25 protein-coding genes are annotated in these 20,216 nt (G+C 38.9%); 2 read left to right on the top strand and 23 right to left on the bottom strand.

Annotated elements, in window-relative coordinates; translation table 11 throughout:
- Positions 1-15: 15 nt before the first annotated feature.
- From ahrC to BK585_RS07870, 23 genes are all read right to left on the bottom strand, one after another.
- Positions 16-465, bottom strand: coding sequence for a transcriptional regulator AhrC/ArgR (ahrC, locus tag BK585_RS07985; protein ID WP_078552936.1), 450 nt, complete (start codon positions 463-465; stop codon positions 16-18).
- Between the two features lie 177 nt (positions 466-642).
- A complete protein-coding gene (locus BK585_RS07980; protein WP_078552935.1) occupies positions 643-1,185 on the bottom strand; it encodes a hypothetical protein in 543 nt (180 codons plus the stop codon).
- 110 nt (positions 1,186-1,295) lie between these two features.
- Positions 1,296-2,129 carry a TlyA family RNA methyltransferase gene (locus BK585_RS07975; protein ID WP_078552934.1) on the bottom strand — a complete coding sequence of 278 codons (834 nt, stop codon included), beginning with the start codon at positions 2,127-2,129 and terminating at the stop codon, positions 1,296-1,298.
- Positions 2,130-2,131: 2 nt separating this feature from the next.
- Positions 2,132-4,021: a 1-deoxy-D-xylulose-5-phosphate synthase gene (dxs, locus tag BK585_RS07970; protein WP_078552933.1), complete on the bottom strand. Its 1,890-nt coding sequence runs from the start codon at positions 4,019-4,021 to the stop codon at positions 2,132-2,134.
- Between the two features lie 8 nt (positions 4,022-4,029).
- Positions 4,030-4,641 carry a hypothetical protein gene (locus tag BK585_RS07965; protein ID WP_078552932.1) on the bottom strand — a complete coding sequence of 204 codons (612 nt, stop codon included), beginning with the start codon at positions 4,639-4,641 and terminating at the stop codon, positions 4,030-4,032.
- Positions 4,642-5,377: 736 nt separating this feature from the next.
- On the bottom strand, positions 5,378-6,271 hold the full coding sequence (locus tag BK585_RS07960) for a polyprenyl synthetase family protein (RefSeq protein ID WP_139367517.1): 894 nt from the start codon (positions 6,269-6,271) through the stop codon (positions 5,378-5,380).
- Entirely contained in the window at positions 6,268-6,489 is a 222-nt protein-coding gene (locus tag BK585_RS07955; protein WP_281248952.1) for an exodeoxyribonuclease VII small subunit, read from the bottom strand. Before BK585_RS07955 ends, BK585_RS07960 begins: the two co-directional genes overlap by 4 nt.
- 41 nt (positions 6,490-6,530) lie before the next feature.
- On the bottom strand, positions 6,531-7,880 hold the full coding sequence (xseA, locus tag BK585_RS07950) for an exodeoxyribonuclease VII large subunit (protein WP_078552930.1): 1,350 nt from the start codon (positions 7,878-7,880) through the stop codon (positions 6,531-6,533).
- A 12-nt stretch (positions 7,881-7,892) separates the two neighbouring features.
- Positions 7,893-8,744, bottom strand: a complete 852-nt coding sequence (gene folD / locus BK585_RS07945; protein WP_078552929.1) for a bifunctional methylenetetrahydrofolate dehydrogenase/methenyltetrahydrofolate cyclohydrolase FolD — start codon at positions 8,742-8,744, stop codon at positions 7,893-7,895.
- A 35-nt stretch (positions 8,745-8,779) separates the two neighbouring features.
- A complete protein-coding gene (nusB, locus tag BK585_RS07940; RefSeq protein ID WP_078552928.1) occupies positions 8,780-9,175 on the bottom strand; it encodes a transcription antitermination factor NusB in 396 nt (131 codons plus the stop codon).
- A gap of 631 nt (positions 9,176-9,806) precedes the next feature.
- The gene (locus BK585_RS07930) at positions 9,807-10,214 is read right to left on the bottom strand and encodes an Asp23/Gls24 family envelope stress response protein (RefSeq protein WP_078552926.1); all 408 of its coding nucleotides are present in this window, start codon (positions 10,212-10,214) and stop codon (positions 9,807-9,809) included.
- A gap of 43 nt (positions 10,215-10,257) precedes the next feature.
- Positions 10,258-11,616 carry an acetyl-CoA carboxylase biotin carboxylase subunit gene (gene accC / locus BK585_RS07925; RefSeq protein ID WP_078552925.1) on the bottom strand — a complete coding sequence of 453 codons (1,359 nt, stop codon included), beginning with the start codon at positions 11,614-11,616 and terminating at the stop codon, positions 10,258-10,260.
- A 10-nt stretch (positions 11,617-11,626) separates the two neighbouring features.
- Positions 11,627-12,118 carry an acetyl-CoA carboxylase biotin carboxyl carrier protein gene (gene accB, locus BK585_RS07920; protein ID WP_078552924.1) on the bottom strand — a complete coding sequence of 164 codons (492 nt, stop codon included), beginning with the start codon at positions 12,116-12,118 and terminating at the stop codon, positions 11,627-11,629.
- A 162-nt stretch (positions 12,119-12,280) separates the two neighbouring features.
- Positions 12,281-12,643 (bottom strand): hypothetical protein, encoded by a 363-nt coding sequence (locus BK585_RS07915; protein WP_078552923.1) that lies wholly within the window; start codon positions 12,641-12,643, stop codon positions 12,281-12,283.
- Between the two features lie 331 nt (positions 12,644-12,974).
- Positions 12,975-13,559, bottom strand: coding sequence for a SpoIIIAH-like family protein (locus BK585_RS07910; RefSeq protein ID WP_078552922.1), 585 nt, complete (start codon positions 13,557-13,559; stop codon positions 12,975-12,977).
- 3 nt (positions 13,560-13,562) lie between these two features.
- The gene (spoIIIAG, locus tag BK585_RS07905) at positions 13,563-14,231 is read right to left on the bottom strand and encodes a stage III sporulation protein AG (protein WP_078552921.1); all 669 of its coding nucleotides are present in this window, start codon (positions 14,229-14,231) and stop codon (positions 13,563-13,565) included.
- A gap of 2 nt (positions 14,232-14,233) precedes the next feature.
- Entirely contained in the window at positions 14,234-14,860 is a 627-nt protein-coding gene (spoIIIAF, locus tag BK585_RS07900; RefSeq protein WP_078552920.1) for a stage III sporulation protein AF, read from the bottom strand.
- Positions 14,861-14,876: 16 nt separating this feature from the next.
- Complete coding sequence (gene spoIIIAE, locus BK585_RS07895) at positions 14,877-16,046, bottom strand: stage III sporulation protein AE (protein WP_078552919.1); 1,170 nt, start codon at positions 16,044-16,046, stop codon at positions 14,877-14,879.
- Between the two features lie 50 nt (positions 16,047-16,096).
- Complete coding sequence (gene spoIIIAD, locus BK585_RS07890) at positions 16,097-16,492, bottom strand: stage III sporulation protein AD (protein ID WP_139367645.1); 396 nt, start codon at positions 16,490-16,492, stop codon at positions 16,097-16,099.
- A gap of 9 nt (positions 16,493-16,501) precedes the next feature.
- On the bottom strand, positions 16,502-16,708 hold the full coding sequence (spoIIIAC, locus tag BK585_RS07885; RefSeq protein ID WP_026674905.1) for a stage III sporulation protein AC: 207 nt from the start codon (positions 16,706-16,708) through the stop codon (positions 16,502-16,504).
- Positions 16,709-16,750: 42 nt separating this feature from the next.
- On the bottom strand, positions 16,751-17,263 hold the full coding sequence (gene spoIIIAB, locus BK585_RS07880) for a stage III sporulation protein SpoIIIAB (protein WP_078552918.1): 513 nt from the start codon (positions 17,261-17,263) through the stop codon (positions 16,751-16,753).
- Positions 17,260-18,189, bottom strand: a complete 930-nt coding sequence (gene spoIIIAA, locus BK585_RS07875; protein ID WP_078552917.1) for a stage III sporulation protein AA — start codon at positions 18,187-18,189, stop codon at positions 17,260-17,262. Before spoIIIAA ends, spoIIIAB begins: the two co-directional genes overlap by 4 nt.
- Before the next feature lie 89 nt (positions 18,190-18,278).
- Positions 18,279-18,560: a YqhV family protein gene (locus tag BK585_RS07870; protein WP_170885506.1), complete on the bottom strand. Its 282-nt coding sequence runs from the start codon at positions 18,558-18,560 to the stop codon at positions 18,279-18,281.
- A gap of 163 nt (positions 18,561-18,723) precedes the next feature.
- Between BK585_RS07870 and aroD the strand changes: the two genes are divergently transcribed.
- Positions 18,724-19,473, top strand: coding sequence for a type I 3-dehydroquinate dehydratase (gene aroD, locus BK585_RS07865; RefSeq protein ID WP_078552916.1), 750 nt, complete (start codon positions 18,724-18,726; stop codon positions 19,471-19,473).
- Positions 19,474-19,515: 42 nt separating this feature from the next.
- Positions 19,516-20,049 carry a shikimate kinase gene (locus BK585_RS07860; protein WP_078552915.1) on the top strand — a complete coding sequence of 178 codons (534 nt, stop codon included), beginning with the start codon at positions 19,516-19,518 and terminating at the stop codon, positions 20,047-20,049.
- Positions 20,050-20,216: the final 167 nt, after the last annotated feature.

Genomic DNA, 20,216 nt, shown 5'->3' with positions numbered 1-20,216 from the left:
GTTATCCTCACCCTTTTATAGCATTTCTAAAAAACGTTCCGTAACAACAGGCGTGTCTTCTTTAAGCTTACAAATAATTAAGATCGTATCGTCGCCACAGATGGTGCCCATGATTTCTGTCCAATCTAAATTATCGATTAAAGCACCCACTGCATTTGCATTACCGGGTAATGTTTTCATAACAATAAGATTTTCAGAACGGTCAATACTGACAAAGCTATCCATTAATGACCTTTTTAACTTTTGCAAAGGATTAAAACGTTGGTCTGCTGGTAAGCTATATTTATACCGACCATCAACCATTGGCACCTTCACAAGGTGTAGTTCTTTAATATCACGAGAAACCGTTGCTTGCGTTACGTTATACCCAGCATTTTTTAGGAAATCGACTAAATCGTCTTGTGTTTCCACTTCTTGATTTGTTATAATCTCACGGATTTTAATATGACGCTGTCCTTTATTCATTATTATCACCTTTTATCATATAGTTAAAAATGCCTTATAATACATATTTCGACTCTATTCCTACCTCTTTTATCTTACCTGATTTTATACAGATAAACAAATAAATATTAATAATAATGAATAAATACTCCTCGACCACTTCTAATAATGAACAAATTTGCGATAACATTAATTTCTTTATATTTTCAATGCTTTCTTTCTCCGCTTTACTAATGATAATGTTGTTACAAGAAGTATTAAACTACCTAATACCACAAAAAATACAAATCGATTATCCACTTGTTTTTCTACACCAAACATTGTAAATAACTCCTCAAAAGAGTTAACCTCAGTCATTCCCCCACCAAAGCCATCCGCCCAAAGGTGTATTTTCTGATCTACTTGCTCACCTGGAAAATACTCATCGGGCTTAGAATATGTTATTTCAAATAATCTTCTTGTATCCAACAGTCTCATAAAGTCTTTATCAATTGTTTGCCATGGTGAATAAATAGGTTCCAGCCATGTAATTCCATCTACAGAATGTACATAAGCATGGTTATGTTCGATATAAGGTAATTGTAATTCAGCTTTACCTGCATTAAGCTCATCTTCAAGTAATATAAAAGTTCCTTCTTGCTCTAATTGCGAATCAAATATATGTACCCTATATTTAAAGTATTCATTAGGATGTTGTAAGGTCGCAACTAAAAGAATTGATATAATCAATGAATTAAACATACAACCCCCCCTTTTCTATTCTCATTTCGACATATTCATACCAAATTCCTATCTACCTTGTAGCTGTTCATAAAAAAACCACCAAACGGAAATCATTTGGTGGGTGCAGTCTAGGAATCATTATTATTTACTTTTAAATGGTGATGCGCCATTGATACCACTTCTTCAGTTGCATTCTCTACATTCACCTTTGGTGACTCTTGTTCGTTCCAATGCAGGTGTAGCAAAAACTCAATGTTCCCCTCTCCTCCTGTTATAGGGGAGAAGTCTATTCCGTTAACACTGTATCCAGTATCAAGTGAGAATTGAACCATTTCGTTTAATACTCGTTCATGCACCTTTTTATCTCGAACAATTCCTTTTTTACCAACATCGTCTCGTCCAGCTTCAAATTGTGGTTTTACAAGAGCAACCACATCGCTATTCGATACTAATAACGTTTTAAGAACTGGCAGGATTAGTTTCAACGAAATAAATGAAACATCAATCGTCGCAAATTGAGGCATTCCAAAAGGTAAGTCCTCTGGCTTCACATACCTAAAATTTGTCCGTTCCATTACATGTACACGTTCATCCTGACGAAGCTTCCATGCAAGCTGATTGTAACCAACATCTAATGCATACACATGTCTTGCTCCGTTTTGCAAAGAGCAATCAGTGAAGCCACCCGTTGATGCTCCAATATCTATAACGATTTTGTCCTCAACTGTCATATCAAACACATTTAATGCTTTTTCTAATTTTAATCCTCCCCTACTGACATAGGGAAGGGTTTTTCCTTTTACAGTTAAGATTGAGTCGCTATCCAGCTTCATGCCAGGCTTATCGACTCTTTCCTCTTCAACATACACTAATCCAGCCATGACTGCTCTTTTTGCTTTCTCTCTTGTCTCAAATAAGCCCTGTTCCACTAGCAGAACATCAATTCGTTCTTTCTTCGCCATACTTACGCCCTTTGTCTCTTCCTAGGTAACATAAGTCGAATGTTTTCAACGACATCCTTAGAAGTCAAGCCAACTTCTTCTAAAAGCTGAGACACACTACCATGTTCAATGAAACGATCTGGAATACCCATTCTCTTTACGGTAACATCATGGAAATCGTTGTCATGGAAGAACTCAAGTACCGCACTGCCGAACCCACCTTGAATCGCTGCTTCTTCAAGTGTAAGAATCGGGCAATTCGATTTCGCAAGGCCTAGTAATAATTCCTCATCCAATGGTTTTACGGAATTTGCATTTACTACTTTAACAGAAATTCCTTGTGCTGATAAATCATTAGCTGCTTGTTCTGCTACAGGAATCATCGTACCAAAGGTTAAGATACAGGCTTCATTTCCATCTTGGAGAACATCCCACTTTCCGATAGGAAGCTTTTTAAGGTTCTCGTCCATTTTTATCCCATAGCCGTTTCCACGTGGGTAACGAACGGCAATTGGTCCATCGTCATATTGAATGGCTGTATATAACATATGTTGTAATTCATTTTCATCCTTTGGCATTAAAATGACCATATTCGGGATGTGACGTAAGAAAGCAATATCGAACACTCCTTGATGAGTTTCACCATCAGCCCCAACGAGTCCTGCACGGTCAATCGCAAACACAACATTTAAGTTTTGACGACAGACGTCATGAACCACCTGGTCATAGCCACGTTGAAGGAATGTAGAATATACAGCAAACACTGGTTTTAACCCTTGTGTTGCTAGTCCACCAGCCATTGTGGTTGCATGTTGTTCCGCAATTCCCACATCAAACATGCGATCCGGGAATTCTTTTGCAAACTGATCTAATTTCGTTCCACCTGGCATCGCTGCTGTTAACGCAACTACTCGGTTATCACTGCGAGCGATTTTCTTTAATGTAGAACTAAAGACACCACTATAACTTGGTGGTCCTGGCTTACTTACCACTTCACCTGACTCAATTTTATAGGGTCCTAGTCCATGCCATGTTCCCTGTGCATCATTTTCTGCAGGAGCATAGCCCTTCCCTTTTTTCGTAAGGACATGTAATAAAACAGGTCCTTTTGTCTTTTTCGCATATTGTAAATTATTTAAAATATCATCTAAATCATGTCCATCAACTGGCCCTAAATACGTAAAGCCCATTTCTTCAAAGAAGATACCAGAAACCAGTAAGTATTTCAGACTATCCTTGACTCGCTCAGCTGTGGAAGCTAACTTGCCACCAAAGGCAGGTATTTTTTTAATAAGCATTTCAAGTTCTTCTTTTGCTTTTTGGTATTTTCCTGCTGTTCGTAAACGACCAAGCACATTATGAAGAGCACCTACATTCGGAGCGATTGACATTTCATTATCATTTAAAATAACGATCAGGTCTTTTTGCTCGTGGCCAATGTGATTAAGTGCCTCTAATGCCATACCACCCGTAAGTGCACCATCTCCAATAATGGCTACAACGTGGTCATCGGTTCCTTTAATATCACGTGCAGTCGCCATACCCATCGCAGCCGATAGGGAAGTTGAACTATGTCCTGTTTCCCAAACATCATGCTCACTTTCATCGCGTTTTGGGAACCCACAAAGTCCTTTATACTGTCTTAATTCATCAAACCTATCTGCACGACCAGTAAGAATTTTATGAACATACGCTTGATGTCCCACATCCCAAATAAATTTATCTTTTGGACTGTCAAACGTCTTATGAAGTGCCAATGTTAGCTCAACTACTCCAAGATTAGGGCCCAAATGCCCTCCTGTTACAGATAATTTTTTTATTAAGAAATCCCTAATGTCTTGTCCTAGTGCTTCTAGTTCTGCTTTTGAGTAATGTTTTATGGTACTAGGGTCTTTAATTTGCTCGATATCCATAAGTACCCTCACTTTCGATTTTTCTGGTCTTTCCGTTTGGCTTTCCCATTTGTAGAGAAAATCCTTAGTTTTAATTTTACCTCTATAATATACAATAATCTACCAACTTGAAAAATAATTGGAGTAGAATATTGAATAGCTAACGTTTTTCCGATTGATTTTCCACTTACTGTGATTGCTGCAACGACACTTGTAAACAATACAGATACAAAAAATTGAAAATAAGTACCATCACCATGTCCAAGTTGTAACGATAGCTGCAAGACTACAAAAGCAGCTGCAGTTCCACTGACAATCCCTGAAATGTCTCCTATGACATCATTACAAAAGTTTGCAAATTTATCCGCGTTTCTTGTAATCGAAACCGCATGCCTAGCGCCTTTGATTCGTTTAGACGCCATCGCATGAAAAGGAGCTTCATTTGCTGCAGTGGCTGCTACGCCTATTGTATCAAAGAAGATACCAATTAACACAATTATTAACACGATTACCATGCCAACAGCCCATGTCACACCACTTAGCAAAAAGGTTGATATGATGGAAAAAATAGCCGCTAGCACCAGTGTGATAACGGCAATCCCTAAGCTCCAATGTATTGTATTCAACAGGGAATGTTTCATCGTTTAACTTCGACACCTTCATTTTATAATAAGTGTAAAGGGAAAGTATACTTTATACTTTCCCATCATTATGTACTCTGAGTGGTCATTTAAAGAGTAAACGCTGCGGCTTAGGTCCAGTAGGATTTCCCAGATAAACACCCGAGCGTCGCCGCTCTGGCGGTTTCCCTTTACGTTTACCTTAACGTTGTCACCAAACGTTAGACTGGATTACCACTTAGTCCACACTTCAATCCTCTTTAAATGTCCAAATCAAACAGTCTAGGAGTTTTCCTCAACAGCTCCTGGCTATACTTTTATCCTCTTTTGCAGAGTAGATTTCATATGGCTAGAAAAAATCACCATTGTTGGCCGACAATGGTCATTCCCAAATCCCATAATCCCCTCTAACTCCACTCAAGGCAGGCTACGCTGCTAGCAAACTTCCCGAGTTTGCCGTCACAGGTTCATACCCTACTTTTCCAAAAAGGAGGAAGTAAGGCCTCCGCGGTAATTAGGGTCAACGCCCACATGCCATTGTGGATCGCCCTAATACCTTAACACCCAGCGCCGACCCAAGGCTGGGCGCCTCAAGCCGACACAAGGAGCTTCATCGATGTGCCCTTCGGCGGATTTTTAGGCCCGCCCTCAAGTATAGAGAACTGACTAGAATACTGCACCACTCAGCAATGATACAAGTATATCATTTGTGCATTATACGCTCAATGAAAATGAATGGTAACGGCGGGAATCAAATCTAATGGTCCCGTTCGACAATATAGTCAGTAATGGCCTCTAATAATGAGTTTTCCATGTTTACTTTATATAAATATTCTTTAGCTGCTTTTGTATGCTCAGAAAGTTTTGCTTTTGCACCTTCTAATGTAAGTAAGCTTGGGTACGTTGATTTATCATTTGATGTATCGCTACCGACTGGCTTTCCAATTGTTTTCTCATCGCCTACAATATCAAGGATATCATCTTTAATTTGAAAAACGAGTCCAAGTTCTTTTGCAAAGCTTTCTAAGGCTTCTATCTCATCAGGTTCCGCCTTAGCTAGTATCGCTCCTGCCTTCACAGAGAAAGATAATAAATCACCTGTTTTATGGTGATGTACATTTTCTAATTGCTCGAGTGTAAGCGATTGACCTTCTCCTTCTATATCGGCCACTTGCCCGCCGACCATGCCTTCTGGACCAGCTGCTTTCGCTAACCCTTCAATAATTGCTACTTTCATCTCAGGTGTAATATAAGGATTTTTGCTATTTGCAATTAACTGAAAGCTATAGGTTAATAGGGCATCTCCAGCCAGTATAGCCATCGCTTCTCCAAAAACTTTGTGGTTTGTCGGGAGACCTCTTCTAAGATCATCATCATCCATGGCTGGTAAATCATCATGAATAAGCGAGTATGTATGTATCATTTCAATCGCACAAGCTACATCCATACCAATTTCTTCATCTTGATTAAATCCATGCAAAGTGGCTAATAATAAAATCGGTCTCACCCGCTTACCACCAGCACGCAATGAGTAAAGCATGGCATCTTTAATTGTTTTAGGTGCATTAAGTCGTTCAATATAATGTGGTAACGCATTATCAATTTTCTTTTTTTCTTCTTGCAAATAATCTTTTAATTGGATAATTGTCACTCTTTTACATCCTCCTGAAAGATAGCTGTTTCAAGCTCTCCGTCTTCATGTAAAATATGTTCCATTTGCTTCTCAACAGCTGTCAGTTTTTCATGGCATAATTTTGAGAGCTTCATTCCATCTTGAAACATTGATATCGCTTCTTCAAGAGGGACATCTCCTTGTTCAAGCTTTTCTACTACAGTTTCAAGTTGCTCTAATGCCTCTTCAAAAGATATCGATGGCTTATTATCTACATTAGACACGTTCTCCATCTCCTTTATAAAATCTCTTTTTTCGTGATATGGTCTACTTGACAGTGAATGTTTCCATCCTTGACCTGTATGGTTACATCTGTTCCTTTTTTCGTTTGTGACACCGACTTCAATAATTCATTCCCGGTATACACTAAGCTATATCCTCTATTCATCATCGCAAGCGGACTGAGAACTTTAAGCTTATCCAATGTATGCTGAAAGAGATTTTCTTTAGTAGCAAACATTGTTTCCATTCCTTTTTTGAGTAACTCTTTTTGTACAGCTACTTCTTTTTTGGCTTGAGCGACAGCCATCATTGGATGATGTCTTTTCAATTCTTTACTTGCCTGCTCTATTCGTTGTTTCTTCGTTTTAATGACACGTATGTATTCACGTTCCAATCGTTCTATCGCTTTATCAAGCTGTTGTTCCTTTTGACGTAGCAGTTGTTCCGGATACCGAAATGCATACGACTTTTCCAGGCGAGCAATTTTCGACCGTTCGGCTTGGATTCGTTCTTTAGTCGCTCTTACTATGCGGTGTTGTAGTCCTTCAACCTTATCTAATAAATCATGTAATACAGGGACTGCTAACTCCGCTGCAGCTGTTGGAGTGGCCGCTCTCATATCCGCGACAAAATCAGCTATTGTATAATCGGTTTCATGACCGACAGCAGATATGATTGGAATGGTTGATTCATATATGGCTCTTGCGACTAATTCCTCATTAAAAGCCCAGAGTTCCTCTATTGAACCGCCACCTCGTCCCACAATTAAAACGTCAAATCCGGCTCTATCATTAGCTTGTTTAATCGCTTTGGCAATGGAAGATGCAGCACCTTCACCTTGAACTAAAACAGGCAACAGTGTGATTTTCGCTACTGGAAAGCGTCTTTTAATTGTCGTAATCATATCTTGTATAGCAGCCCCAGTTGGCGAAGTCACGATTCCTATTTCTTTTGCAAAAGATGGCAATGGTTTTTTGATATGTTGCTCAAACAGGCCTTCTGCCTCTAACTTAGCTTTTAGTTGTTCATAAGCTAAAAATAAATTGCCGATCCCATCTGGTTGCATCTCTCTGGCATACAGTTGATATTGACCATATGGTTCATAAACAGACAGATTCCCTCGAATAAGAACTTTCATTCCATTGTCTGGGCGAAACGTTAGGAAACGGTTGTTCCCAGCAAACATAACTCCTTGAAGGCGGGCTCCAGAGTCTTTTACTGTAAAATACATATGGCCTCTGCTGTGCTCCTTAAAGTTGGAAAGCTCACCACGAATCCAGACATCCTGCAAAATAGGATCTTCATCAAATGTCTTTTTTACGTATCTGGTAACTTCTGTAACAGTAAGAAACTTTTCTTCTGCCATACCCATCTTCCTTTATACCTTCATTCTTTTTACAGATTCGATTGTATTATGAAGAAGCATTGTAATTGTCATCGGTCCTACCCCACCTGGAACAGGAGTAATATATGAAGAGACTTCTTTCGCCTCATCATACTTTACATCTCCAACAAGCTTTCCTGTGTCTAAACGATTAACACCAACATCAATTACAACAGCACCGTCTTTTATAAATTCAGCACCGATAAAATTAGCTCGACCTACTGCTACAACTAAAATATCAGCTTGTTTTGTAATTTCCTTCATATTTTCTGTTTTTGAATGACAATAGGTCACTGTCGCATGCTCATTAAGTAACAACTGTCCAACTGGCTTTCCGACAATATTACTTCTTCCCACCACGACAACATGCTTCCCGACAATGGGGATTTGTTTTGATTTAATCATTTCCACAATACCAAACGGTGTACATGGTAAAAAGGTTTCTTCACCAATCATCATTTTCCCGATACTAATTGGGTGAAATCCATCTACGTCTTTGTCAGGACTAATTTTCTCAATCACCGCTTGTTCACTAATATGATTTGGTAATGGCAATTGAACCAAGATTCCATGAATCGAATTATCTTCGTTAAGTGCTCCGATTTGTTGTAACAATTCTGCTTCTGTCGTATCCTCCGGAAGTTCTATTAATACCGAATGAAGACCAATTTCTTCACATGCTTTTTGTTTTGCTTTTACATAAGAACGTGAAGCTGGGTTGTCACCAATTAAAATCACAGCAAGTCCTGGTTGTTTACCAATAGCTGTTAAATCCGCTACCTCTTGTTTCATTTCTTCTCTCTTTTTTGCTGCTAACTCCTTACCACTAATTACAACTGCTGACATGTTGAAACACTCCAATCCCTAATGTTTGTTTTAATTTATTTTTCTAAATTAGCTACGACGTTGGATAGAACCCCATTAATAAATCTCCCAGATTCCTCTCCACCAAACGCTTTTCCAAGCTCGATCGCTTCATTAAATGTTACATTTTTTGGTATATCATCGATATATTTCATCTCGTGAATGGCCATACGTAAGATCGCACGGTCCACATTACCGACTCTCTCCAATGACCAATTTTCGATGTTTTTCTTTAAAATCTCATCAATGGATTCTTTATGTTGTAATGTTCCTGTAATAATCTCCTCTAAAAACGGCGTTAACTCCTCGCCTTCATCAAGAGTGTTATCAACAGCTTCTTGCCACGGCGCATCAGTTAGGTCTATTTGAAACAATGCCTGTACAGCTCGTAACCTTGCTAATCGTCTGTTCATTTCTACTTTAACTCCTTTACCGACTCTAAAATTGATACCTATTACTATAATGGACAAAAAAATCCTTATTCATATCACGTATCCAAATTCTTCTATGATAGATAATAGCATAACTCTAGAACGGATAACAGTAAAACCACGAAAATGATCGAAAAAGACCGAGTCAAAGGAGGGTTTATTCCTTTGACTCGGTCTTTGAATGCTGTGCGAAGCCTCTGCCTCTTTTCAAAAATGGATGGCCATCCATTTTGCAGAGGGCGGAGCCAGCTTGCTTCCTCGTTCCAAAGGAGGGTTTATTCCTTTGACTCGGTCTTTGAATGCTGTGCGAAGCCTCTGCCTTTTTTTAAAATGGATGGCCATCCATTTTGCAGAGGGCGGAGCCAGCTTGCTAACGGACACACGTTCCTTTATTTCTAGTAAAACCGCTGTTTTTATTTGCTAACGGACACAGAAGACCCTATTTATCAAAAATGAAGTAGAAATCGTGGTTTATATTGATAATAGCGGACTCAGTGTCCGTTCCATTCGAAAATGACCCATTTCAGGCAAAATAAAGGACTCAGTGTCCGCAAAAAAAAGGGCATCAAAAAATAAAAGGTCCAAACCCATTAAGATTTGGACCTGCAATACGTTAAATTCCTGTTTCTTCAATAGGTTGTTCTACGGCAGCTTCAAATTGAATGCCTACCACGTGAACATTTACAGATTGTAATTCAATCGCTGTCATCGTTTCTAGCGCTAGTTTAATGTTTGTTTGGATTTTTTTAGCGACTTCAGGAATAGAAACTCCGTACGTGATGTTTACAGAAACATCAACGGAAATTCCTTCTTCTCCTAAATCAACTTTAATCCCTTTGCCATGATTTTTTCTGCCAAGTCGTTCCGCAACTCCAGTCGCAAAGTTCCCACGCATTGTTGCTACACCTTCTACTTCTGAAGCAGCAATACCGGCGATAACTTCGATCACCTCTGGAGAGATTTCAACCTTGCCTAGTTCACTTTTTTCATCTTCCATTTCAAGAATATGATTTTCGCTCATATTAGACACCTCCATATTATCGTACCTTCCTTTGAGTGTATTTTTACGCTTTCTTTGAAGTTAGGTCGTGCAATTCCAAAAATTTCGTATTAAACTCGCCAGACACAAAGGTTTCATGGTTAAGCAATCTCAAGTGAAACGGTATTGTTGTTTCAATCCCTTCGATTTCAAACTCTGTTAGAGCCCTTTTCATTCTTGAAATCGCTTCTTCTCGAGTTGCACCATACGTGATAACTTTGGCAATCATCGAATCGTAAAAAGGTGATATTGTATACCCTTGATACGCAGCAGAATCAATGCGAACTCCTAAGCCTCCAGGAGGTAAATAGCTTGTAATCGTCCCTGGTGATGGCATGAAATTTTTATCAGGATTCTCTGCATTTATTCTACACTCAATCGACCAACCATTAAAAGTAACTTCCTCTTGCGTTACCGATAATTTTTCGCCGGCTGCTACTTTGATTTGTTCTTTAATCAAGTCAATGCCAGTTACCATTTCGGTTACAGGATGTTCCACTTGAATACGAGTGTTCATTTCCATAAAGTAAAAATTACCATTGTTGTGGTCGAAAATAAATTCAACTGTGCCTGCTCCGGAATAATTAACGGCTTTTGCCGCTGCTACTGCAGCTTCTCCCATTTCAGCTCGCTTTTCACCATCTAATGCAGGTGATGGCGTTTCCTCAAGGAGTTTCTGCAAACGTCGCTGAATACTGCAGTCACGCTCACCAAGGTGAATTGTATTCCCGTAGTTATCCGCTAACACTTGTATCTCGACATGGCGAAAATCTTCAATAAATTTCTCGATGTAAACCCCTGGGTTACCAAAGGCTGTTGCTGCTTCTTGTTGCGTGATATTAATTCCTTTTTTCAATTCTTCTTCCGTTCGAGCAACTCGGATACCTTTTCCGCCTCCACCTGCAGTAGCTTTAATGATAACAGGATATCCTATTTCATTCGCTACTTGGATTCCAGCTTCAACAGATGGAACAATTCCATCTGAACCGGGAACAATCGGTACACCCGCTTTTTCCATTGTATCTCGTGCCACGTCTTTTGTCCCCATTTTATTGATCGCTTCAGGACTTGGGCCAACAAAAGTAATATTACAAGCTGCACAAATTTCAGCGAAATCAGCGTTTTCCGCTAAAAAACCGTAACCCGGATGAATGGCATCGACTTCTGTTAACGTCGCAACGCTCATGATGTTCGTGAAATTCAAGTAACTTTTCGGGGATGGGGTCGGCCCAATACAATAAGCTTCGTCCGCCATCCGAACATGTAAAGAATCTTTATCCGCCTCAGAATACACAGCAACACTTTCAATTCCTAGTTCTCGGCAAGCTCGAATAATACGAACTGCGATTTCCCCACGATTTGCAATTAACAGTTTTTTGATCATGACAACTCTCCTACTCCGGCTTAACTAAAAATAGTGGTTGACCATATTCAACAAGCTGACCATTTTCAGCTAGGACTTCCACAACTTTTCCTTTCACTTCTGCCTCAATCTCATTCATTAGTTTCATCGCTTCGACGATACAAACTACCGTTGTTTCTTTTACGCTATCTCCTTCTCTTACATAAGGATCTGAATCTGGAGATGGGGCACTATAAAATGTACCAACCATTGGAGAGACGATTTTATGTAATGAGCTATCGCTTTCTACTGGTGTGCTCTCAACAATCGGCTCTGATTTTTGAGTTTGAATTTGTACAGCAGCCTGTTGAGGAACAACTTCACGACTTACCGGTTGTGAGCTAGGTACATCAACCTCTGAATATGAAGATTGGCTTTGTTTTTTAAGGGTGATTTTTGTTCCCGATTGTTCGAATTTAAATTCATCGATATTTGATTTATCAATGAGTTTAATTAATTCTCTAATTTCTTGAATTTTTAACATACTACTTCCTCCTGACTTCAACTCTTCCATTTAGTACCTACCCATTATACCATATGATCAATGGTAAACTCATTACTGATTTTTAAGTTCCTTTAAAGGATTGTCCCTTTTTTACTACCAGGTCATATAAAAATGATAGAAAGAAAGCGACACATCGTCGCCTTAGTTCTCTCCTTCTTCTACAACCGCCGCTTCTTTCACAATCGCATCCGTTTTGTATTGTCTAAATACAGGAAACTCAGATAAATTATCAGGAATCTTATCATTCTCAAGAAGGATAATTTTCACGATGTTTTTGTTTCTCGCCATATGATATTTATCACCATACTCATTCTCTTTTGTAAATCGTTTTAAGCTCGCATAATCTTCTTCTTGGATGGATACTGTATATACTTTTCCACTTTCGGTTTCAAATTCCTGCTCAAATCCAACCTCAAATTCTACAATTTGAATGTTGTCATTTTTTAAATTTCTTGTTTGCTCAAGAACTGCTTTTGCGCCTTCAGTCAGGTCATTCCATTCCATGTTGGTAATCTCTCCCTTTCTTTGTCCAGAAAATTTCTTATATACGGTAAACTATTATATACCTTATCCACTTCATATAGTATAGCATGTATAAGAAATTTAGAAAAACTTACCTTCAAATTAAGGACAAGTTCCTGAAAAATGTCTAAAAGGGATAATAAAATCAAACCATAGTCTACAACTAGCTAACACAACTGCAATGACTTTACTGCCACAAAGCCCGTTGTGAGGGAACCCACTCACAACGGGCTTTAAAAGAATGTGGCGGTTTCGCTCATTGCTTAGAGGGTGTGACAAAAGGTACAACCCTTTGTCACACCCCCCTTTTATATTATTTCGAAATTGGTTGATGAACAACGGCCACTTGCTTTTCTCCAAGCTGGTCTCTAGCCATCCCTAAAATTTCTACTACTTGTGCTGGAGTTAGCTCATCCGCTTTTACGATAATGTTTACATTGTTGTCATCTCTTGCAATAACAAGGACATCATCGTAGCCTTTTGTTTTCACTAATGTTTCTAGTAACTCCTCTTGTTGTTGCTGAGCAAGTAACGCTTCCTGCTTGCTAACCGCTTGAGCAATTGCTTCTGCTGAAGCATCTGATGTAATAATGTTTGTAAATGATTCTAACATTCTATCACGACTGATTTGACGCTCTAAACGTAATGTCGTAAATGTTTCATCGCTTGAAATGGCAGAAATCACACCTTCTTCAGTTTCTTGAACAGCTAAAGACATTCCTTCTTCATCAAGCTGTAGAGAAACTTGTGCTTCATCTTCTGAAACATTTGCCTCATCCTCATCTACGTATGCATAATTATCAAGTGATTCCCCCGGAGATGTCATGTAGTAGACCGATAATACAATAATTAAGCTAAGCATTGTTAATAACCATACCGTTTGTCTTTTTAATACCATTTTTTATTCCTCCTCTGATTTTTTAGGGAGCACAGAAACTCGATGTGAAGGTACATCTAGTACTCTACTAACGGCTTCTACGACCCAAGATTTTACTTGTGCATTTTCGACCCCTTTAGCGACAACAAGAACGCCTCGTATTGCAGGCTTTTCTTCTTTAACAAGAAGAGGTTCCTCTCTGTCACCGTTTCGAACAATAACAACCTGTTCATCTCTTGAAGTATCTTCTACATTTCTTTTCCCGCCTTCACGGTCGGTTTCATTTGTCATTTGTTCTTTCGTGCTTGTATTTCTCTCATAAACCTTACTTTCCGTTGTTGCTAGATTAATCATAATCGAAACTTCAGAGACCCCTATGATTTGGTCCAGTACTTCTTTAAGTTGATTTTCATAGCGTACTTCATATTCTTTCATGGTAGAAGGTTCTGAGCTGTCCTTTTGTCCAAAGACGGCTTGTTCATCAGAAGTAGAAGTTGTTTCAGTTTCATTAAAGACAGGTTGAGTTCCCGAAGAAGGTTCATCGTCTGAGAAAAAGTTTCCTAATATCATGAGGGCTGCACCTACGCACAGAATCATGACCAAATAATGCATCTTCTGATTCCCCTTCTTGCCTTCCCCCTTTTTTTCAAACAGTTTCTTTAACCATTGCGTGTCTTTTTCGCCCGAATCCATGGTTATTGCTCGCCCCCTTCCCAAAATACCGTGATAATGTCCTTTGGAATTTGCCATTCCGTTGATAAAAACGAAAGAATTTCATTCACATCTGGTGTGTCCTCTTTGTCATCTGATGACCTTTCGTTAATGTCAATACGAACGACCGCTACGGTTTCAATGGTGTCTTCATTTGCAAGTTCTTCTGTTTCTTTTGCTAGGTGAATGGATACTTCTTTCACATCAACTTCATCTGAATGACCAGAAACTTCATCAATCTCTAATGTTATGTCTTTTGCTTTTACATCGAACCTTTCAATCAACTCCTCTTCCACTTGTCTCTTCATTTGGACAGCCACCTGTTCTGAAATATATGCACGTTGTCCCATTTCTATTTCTATTTTCTTTAATTCTATTGAATTTTGTAGTGAACTTTCTGAAGTTTGGTGTTCATTTAGTAGTGGAATCAATTCATTCACATCCTTTGAAAATACTGATAATATAGGGTTTAGAAGCATGACGAGCAATAGAAGGCCCACGACCATTTTCACATAGCGTTGCATGCTAGAATTAGGAAGCAACAACTCAACAATGGTCGCTAATAAAATGAGCAATATAATATTAGTAATCCATTCTGTGAGTACGGCCATTTTACATCTCCTTTCCTTACCTCATCATAAGTGATACATTTCCAGCTGCGATGATAATCGTAACTGCTAGAAAGAACATTAAGCATACTGTAGCCAATGCAGCGAAAATAAAGATGACTGACTTCCCAATAATCGTTAAACAATCAATGATAGGCCCCCCACCAAGAGGCTGTAACACGGCTGCCGCAATGTTAAAAATAAGAGCTAGTGAAAGAACTTTAATCGCTGGAAATGCACACAATAAAATTAAGATAACTAACCCAGCTAGTCCAACAGTATTCTTCAATAGGACACTAGCACCCATAACGGTGTCTGCCGCATCGGTGAACATTCTCCCTACCACCGGTACAAAGTTACCTGCAACAAACTTAGCCGTTCGAATTGTTATTCCATCTGCAGCAGCACTTGTTGCCCCTTGAACAGAGATAACACCAAGGAAAATCGTCAAAAAGGCTCCTAACGCCCCGAGACTAAGGTTACGTAAAAAATCTGCTAGTTTGGTTACTTTGTAATGAGAAGTAAGCGTACTTACAATGCTAAGAATCGCTGATAAAAATAACAAAGGCATCACAAAATTTTGAATCAGTAGACCGCTTGTATTTACAAGGAACACAATGATTGGGTGGAAAAAAGCGACCGATGTGACACTTCCAATGGAAGCCATTAAAGCTAACAATAAAGGGATTAGTGCCATCATGAAATGAATCATTGTATTGATCGCATCAACCGCATAAACAATCGCAACATGGAAACTATTTAAAGCAAGAACAATGAGTACCATATACGTAATCGCATATGCGACTTTACTAATCGTGTGCTGTTCAAATGCATTTTGTAACGTTTGAAGAATCATAGAAAACACCGTTAGCAGAATTAACATTCCAAGTAATTTTCCATTGACGAGCAATTCATGTAAAAGAAATTTCACTAACCCGATGAGCCATTCCTTAGGAGCGAATTGCTTGTCCCCCCTCAAAAAATCTAGCAATGATCCTTTTTGACTTTCAGGTAAGAATCCACCATACTCATGAGCAATTTGATCCCAATATTCTCTGACCTCATCAAGGCCTAAATTATCGAGTTGTTGTTCAACAAATCCTTCATCGGGCTTGTCTACTGTTTCAGCAAATGTGATGGCTGGAAATAATAAAAGCGTCAATAGTATTGTGAAAACGACTGTGCGCAATACCTCACCCCCTTCATATGGCTTGTACCACCCTTAGTATCCTTTGAATTTTAATTTGGAATAAGGTTAATAATCATTTCGATAATTGCCGTTAAAATCGGTATCGCCATGACCATGATTAAGACTTTTCCAGCTAGTTCAATTTTTGAAGCGATGGCGGCTTGTCCTGCATCTTTTGCAATTTGAGCACCAAACTCTGAAATATAGGCAATCCCGATAATTTTTAAAATCGTTTGTAGGTAAACCATATTAATGTTTGCGCTTTGAGCAATCGTTTCTAACATCCCTAGCACTTTTGAAATTTCATCAATTAGAAAAAGGAAGATGATAATACCAACGAATACCGTTAACAAAAAGGCAAATAGCGGTTTATGTTCTTTCACAACGAGGGCTAGGAACGTCGTCACCAGCCCCAATCCTACAATTTGAACAATTTCAATGGCCAACACCCCCTTTTACCCCTGCAGGAGGAATACGCCCTTAATTTTTTGAAAGAGGTCATCTACGATAGAAGCAACCATGTATAACACAACGACAAAGCCAATTAATGTTACCCAGTGCGCCCAATCTTCCTTTCCCATTTGCTTTAAAACCGTATGAATCATGGCGACCACTATTCCTATTCCAGCAATTTGAAAGATTGTATTAACGTCATAAGCCACGCATCTCTCCTCCTCTTACCATCAGTTCTCTCTCCTAACTTCCTACAGCATTAAAATAATGATGAGTAAACCTGTTAAGAATCCGAGACTTTTTATCATTTTTTCGTAACGGTTTTGCTTGTCTCTTGCATCTCCTTCTTCTCGTTCAAGGTGAGCGAGCGTTAGTCGAATTTGCTTTTGTTGATTGGCCCGGTCGTGCTGACCTAGAGTCGTTCCAAATTGTTTCATAATTTCAAATTCCGATTGGAGAAGAGCTGTTAAATGCCACGTTTCTCGTAAACTTTCTTCCCAGGCGCTTGCAACACTATCTCTATGGTTAAGTAAATGATAGGAAAACCTTTCAAATAAATACGTCATTGGCTTAGGAAGTTGTTTTGCTAAGTTAGCACTCGCTTGGGCTAAAGGGGTCATCCCATACATTATTTCTGCCTCAAGAGACTGTAAGGCTACCTTTAAATGCCTTAGCTGTCTTGGACGTTCACTTAGTCTTTTAGCAAATTCAAATCCTACCCATGTTGACCCAATTAAGATGATGATTGCTCCTAAAAGCTTCAAATGATCCTCACCACATCTTTCTTAAGGTTGTTCCGTATTCTTCGAATCGTCCCAACACCTTTTGTTCGAGTGAGTTCAATGCATCGTTCAAACGCTCCAATATCTAGTAACTCTTTTACGATAGGACGCTGTTCAATGTCTTCCATGTCAAAGCCATGAACAGTTGTTATCAGTTGTACTCCCGCATTAATGGCCTCTTGAATCGCAATTGCATCTTCTTTTCTACCAATTTCATCAACGATTAATACATCCGGACTCATTGAGCGAATGAGCATCATCATTCCCTCTGCTTTTGGACATCCATCAAGGACATCTACTCGACTTCCTAGCTCATGTTGAGGAATTCCATTTACAGATGCTGCGATTTCAGAGCGCTCATCAACTATCCCTACTTTTTGTGAAGGAATTTTGTCTGGTATCGAACCACAGCTGATTAAGCGTGCAATATCACGAAGTAATGTTGTTTTTCCTGTTTGTGGCGGACCAATGATTAATGTGTTGAGCCACCTTTTTTCATACAAGTGAGGAATAAGCCTGTTAGCAACGCCCACTTTTTGTTTGGCTACTCGAATATTGTAGGAACTGATTTCCTTCAATGCTTTCACTTGGCCTTGTTCAATAATCACTTTCCCAGCTAAGCCAACACGATGGCCACCTCGTATGGTGATGTAGCCTCGTTTTAATTCTTCTTCAAAGGCATAGAGAGAGTATTGACTTAACTGATTTAACAGAAACTTTGCATCTTCATGAGTAATTAGATAAGGTGTTCCAAAATACGAAGGGTTGTAAGGCTTCCCGGCAGCGATAACTTCTAAGGGACGGTCGATACGAATTCTAATTTCTTCAATATCCTTTGTTAAGGAAGGTGGAAACTCAGCAAGAACACCTTTTACCGTTTCTGGTAATACCATATTGATTTCTTCCATAACGACTCTTCCTTTCATCGCTTGACAATGTATTTCTTAGAAAACCTATGCAGAATGGACAAGATTATGCTCAATAATCTAAAGTCCGTTTACTTTTTCAATCCTATTAAAATCAAGGCTACTCCAGCTCCAATTAAAAGGAGCTTCCCAAATGATAACTTGTCAGCCATTCCAATTAATCCTACAGTCATCGTCGATATTAAAACGATGGGTCCCACAACGGCCAATAAGGCATTAATGGCTACTGCTTTTTCTATACTATTGAACTTAAACATTAGAGCTGCTGCTGTTAATTCAATCATTCCTGAAATTAATCGAATCGCGACCATACCCATAACAGCTGCCTCAAGCCCTGATAGAATTGATTTCATCTCTCTCACCCCAGTACTATCTCTTAGTACAACCTATGATAAGCAAGTCCAATGTAGAACTATGCTTTGTTTATTCTTTGATTCACTAATGGGTGTTGCTCTTTTCGACTTTTATGATTAAGATTAATTAAAATAGAGTACACAGGAACAATGAGGAGGATTTATGTTACAAGATTTAGTAAACGGAAAAGATGTACCATATATTTGCACGCCTTTAACCGGTAATAATACGGAGAGTCTGCTAAGTGAGCTTGCGGTTATCATTCCAAAACAACCCGACATCATCGAGTGGCGCCTTGATTTTTTTGATGATATTGATAGTGTAGATGCCGTCATTTTGACATTAGAGAAATTGCACGAACACGGACAACGCATCCCACTTCTAGTTACAATCCGTTCTCAGAAAGAAGGCGGACAAGCTATTTCTCTCAGTACAGAAGAAGTTGTTGAGCTACTTTGCGAAATGAGCAAAAGTAAGTATGTCTCTATGGTTGACTTTGAGCTAGCCAATGACCCTGCTCATATCGCAAAGCTTAGAGATGTGTCAAAACAACACAATACACTGCTCGTTTTATCACATCATAATTTTGAAAAGACTCCTCCCCAAAAAGAAATTCTTAAAAGGTTACTTCAGATGGAGTTTTACGGAGCTGATATAGCAAAAGTGGCAGTTATGCCTTTACATAAAAATGACGTTCATGCTTTATTAGAAGTCACTAAAGAGGCAAGTGAGACGTTGGAAATTCCGGTTATCACGATGTCTATGGGAGAACTAGGTGCCATCAGTAGAGTAATGGGCTGGTTCTATGGGTCAGTCGTTACATTTGCAGTAGGAGAAAAAAGCTCCGCCCCTGGCCAAATCCCGATTGAAACACTTCGGCAAATCGTGCATATGGTAAAACAACCATCTTAGACAGAGTGATAAATTATTAAAATATAGTAGGAAGTGCTTGCAATGAATCTTAGAGAAAAAAGTATTGTATTTATAGGTTTTATGGGGGTAGGAAAAACGACAGTAGGTCAACTAGTCGCCCAAAAACTATATCGCACCTTTATCGATATCGATAAAGAAATCGAAAAAGAGTTCTCGATGCCGATTCCTGAAATTTTTCAAACGATAGGAGAAAAAGCATTTAGAGAAAAAGAAAAAGAAATGACCACTACATTTTGCAAACAAAAGCTAAAGGTTTTATCGTTAGGTGGCGGCGCATTTCTCCAAAAGGAAATTCAAGAAGTCTGTTTGGAAAACTGCATCGTGTTCCATTTGGATGTATCGTGGGAGACGTGGAAAGAGCGGTTAGATATCCTTATCGATAGCCGCCCTGTTTTACAAGGGCGTAAGATTGAAGAAATTGAAGAACTTTTTCACAAAAGACAAGAAACATATTCACTTCATAATTCACAATATCAAACAGACGATTTAGATGTGGAAGCTATTGCAGATAACATTGTAGAGTCTCTTAAATTAGCCTGGGAACTGTACGAGTAATAAGAAAAATGAAATAGCTAAGTGCTTATATAAAAAAAGAACTAAAATTGTTCATCACCAGCTTTTGAACAATTTTTGGTTCTTTTTTTATATATTTGGTGTTATGGGGTTCATGCGGATTCGGTTCGACTTGTTTTGGGCTTGACCACCTCGTCAGCTCGGACAAT

The organism is Bacillus alkalicellulosilyticus, assembly GCF_002019795.1.
GTDB classification, from domain to species: Bacteria; Bacillota; Bacilli; order Bacillales; family Bacillaceae_F; genus Bacillus_AO; species Bacillus_AO alkalicellulosilyticum.
This window is presented reverse-complemented; position numbering and strand designations above follow the sequence as displayed.

Excerpts from the sequence above, each read along its gene's own strand:
- BK585_RS07930 (WP_078552926.1), bottom strand. The coding sequence starts at position 10,214 with ATGAGCGAAAATCATATTCTTGAAATGGAAGATGAAAAAAGTGAACTA.
- BK585_RS07980 (WP_078552935.1), bottom strand. The coding sequence starts at position 1,185 with ATGTTTAATTCATTGATTATATCAATTCTTTTAGTTGCGACCTTACAA.
- BK585_RS07915 (WP_078552923.1), bottom strand. The coding sequence starts at position 12,643 with ATGGAATGGAATGACCTGACTGAAGGCGCAAAAGCAGTTCTTGAGCAA.
- folD (WP_078552929.1), bottom strand. The coding sequence starts at position 8,744 with ATGTCAGCAGTTGTAATTAGTGGTAAGGAGTTAGCAGCAAAAAAGAGA.
- xseA (WP_078552930.1), bottom strand. The coding sequence starts at position 7,880 with ATGGCAGAAGAAAAGTTTCTTACTGTTACAGAAGTTACCAGATACGTA.
- accC (WP_078552925.1), bottom strand. The coding sequence starts at position 11,616 with ATGATCAAAAAACTGTTAATTGCAAATCGTGGGGAAATCGCAGTTCGT.
- spoIIIAG (WP_078552921.1), bottom strand. The coding sequence starts at position 14,231 with ATGGATTCGGGCGAAAAAGACACGCAATGGTTAAAGAAACTGTTTGAA.
- spoIIIAA (WP_078552917.1), bottom strand. The coding sequence starts at position 18,189 with ATGGAAGAAATCAATATGGTATTACCAGAAACGGTAAAAGGTGTTCTT.
- spoIIIAF (WP_078552920.1), bottom strand. The coding sequence starts at position 14,860 with ATGGCCGTACTCACAGAATGGATTACTAATATTATATTGCTCATTTTA.
- aroD (WP_078552916.1), top strand. The coding sequence starts at position 18,724 with ATGTTACAAGATTTAGTAAACGGAAAAGATGTACCATATATTTGCACG.
- BK585_RS07975 (WP_078552934.1), bottom strand. The coding sequence starts at position 2,129 with ATGGCGAAGAAAGAACGAATTGATGTTCTGCTAGTGGAACAGGGCTTA.
- BK585_RS07910 (WP_078552922.1), bottom strand. The coding sequence starts at position 13,559 with ATGGTATTAAAAAGACAAACGGTATGGTTATTAACAATGCTTAGCTTA.
- accB (WP_078552924.1), bottom strand. The coding sequence starts at position 12,118 with ATGTTAAAAATTCAAGAAATTAGAGAATTAATTAAACTCATTGATAAA.
- BK585_RS07870 (WP_170885506.1), bottom strand. The coding sequence starts at position 18,560 with ATGAAATCAATTCTATCAGGGCTTGAGGCAGCTGTTATGGGTATGGTC.
- nusB (WP_078552928.1), bottom strand. The coding sequence starts at position 9,175 with ATGAACAGACGATTAGCAAGGTTACGAGCTGTACAGGCATTGTTTCAA.
- BK585_RS07860 (WP_078552915.1), top strand. The coding sequence starts at position 19,516 with ATGAATCTTAGAGAAAAAAGTATTGTATTTATAGGTTTTATGGGGGTA.
- BK585_RS07965 (WP_078552932.1), bottom strand. The coding sequence starts at position 4,641 with ATGAAACATTCCCTGTTGAATACAATACATTGGAGCTTAGGGATTGCC.
- ahrC (WP_078552936.1), bottom strand. The coding sequence starts at position 465 with ATGAATAAAGGACAGCGTCATATTAAAATCCGTGAGATTATAACAAAT.
- dxs (WP_078552933.1), bottom strand. The coding sequence starts at position 4,021 with ATGGATATCGAGCAAATTAAAGACCCTAGTACCATAAAACATTACTCA.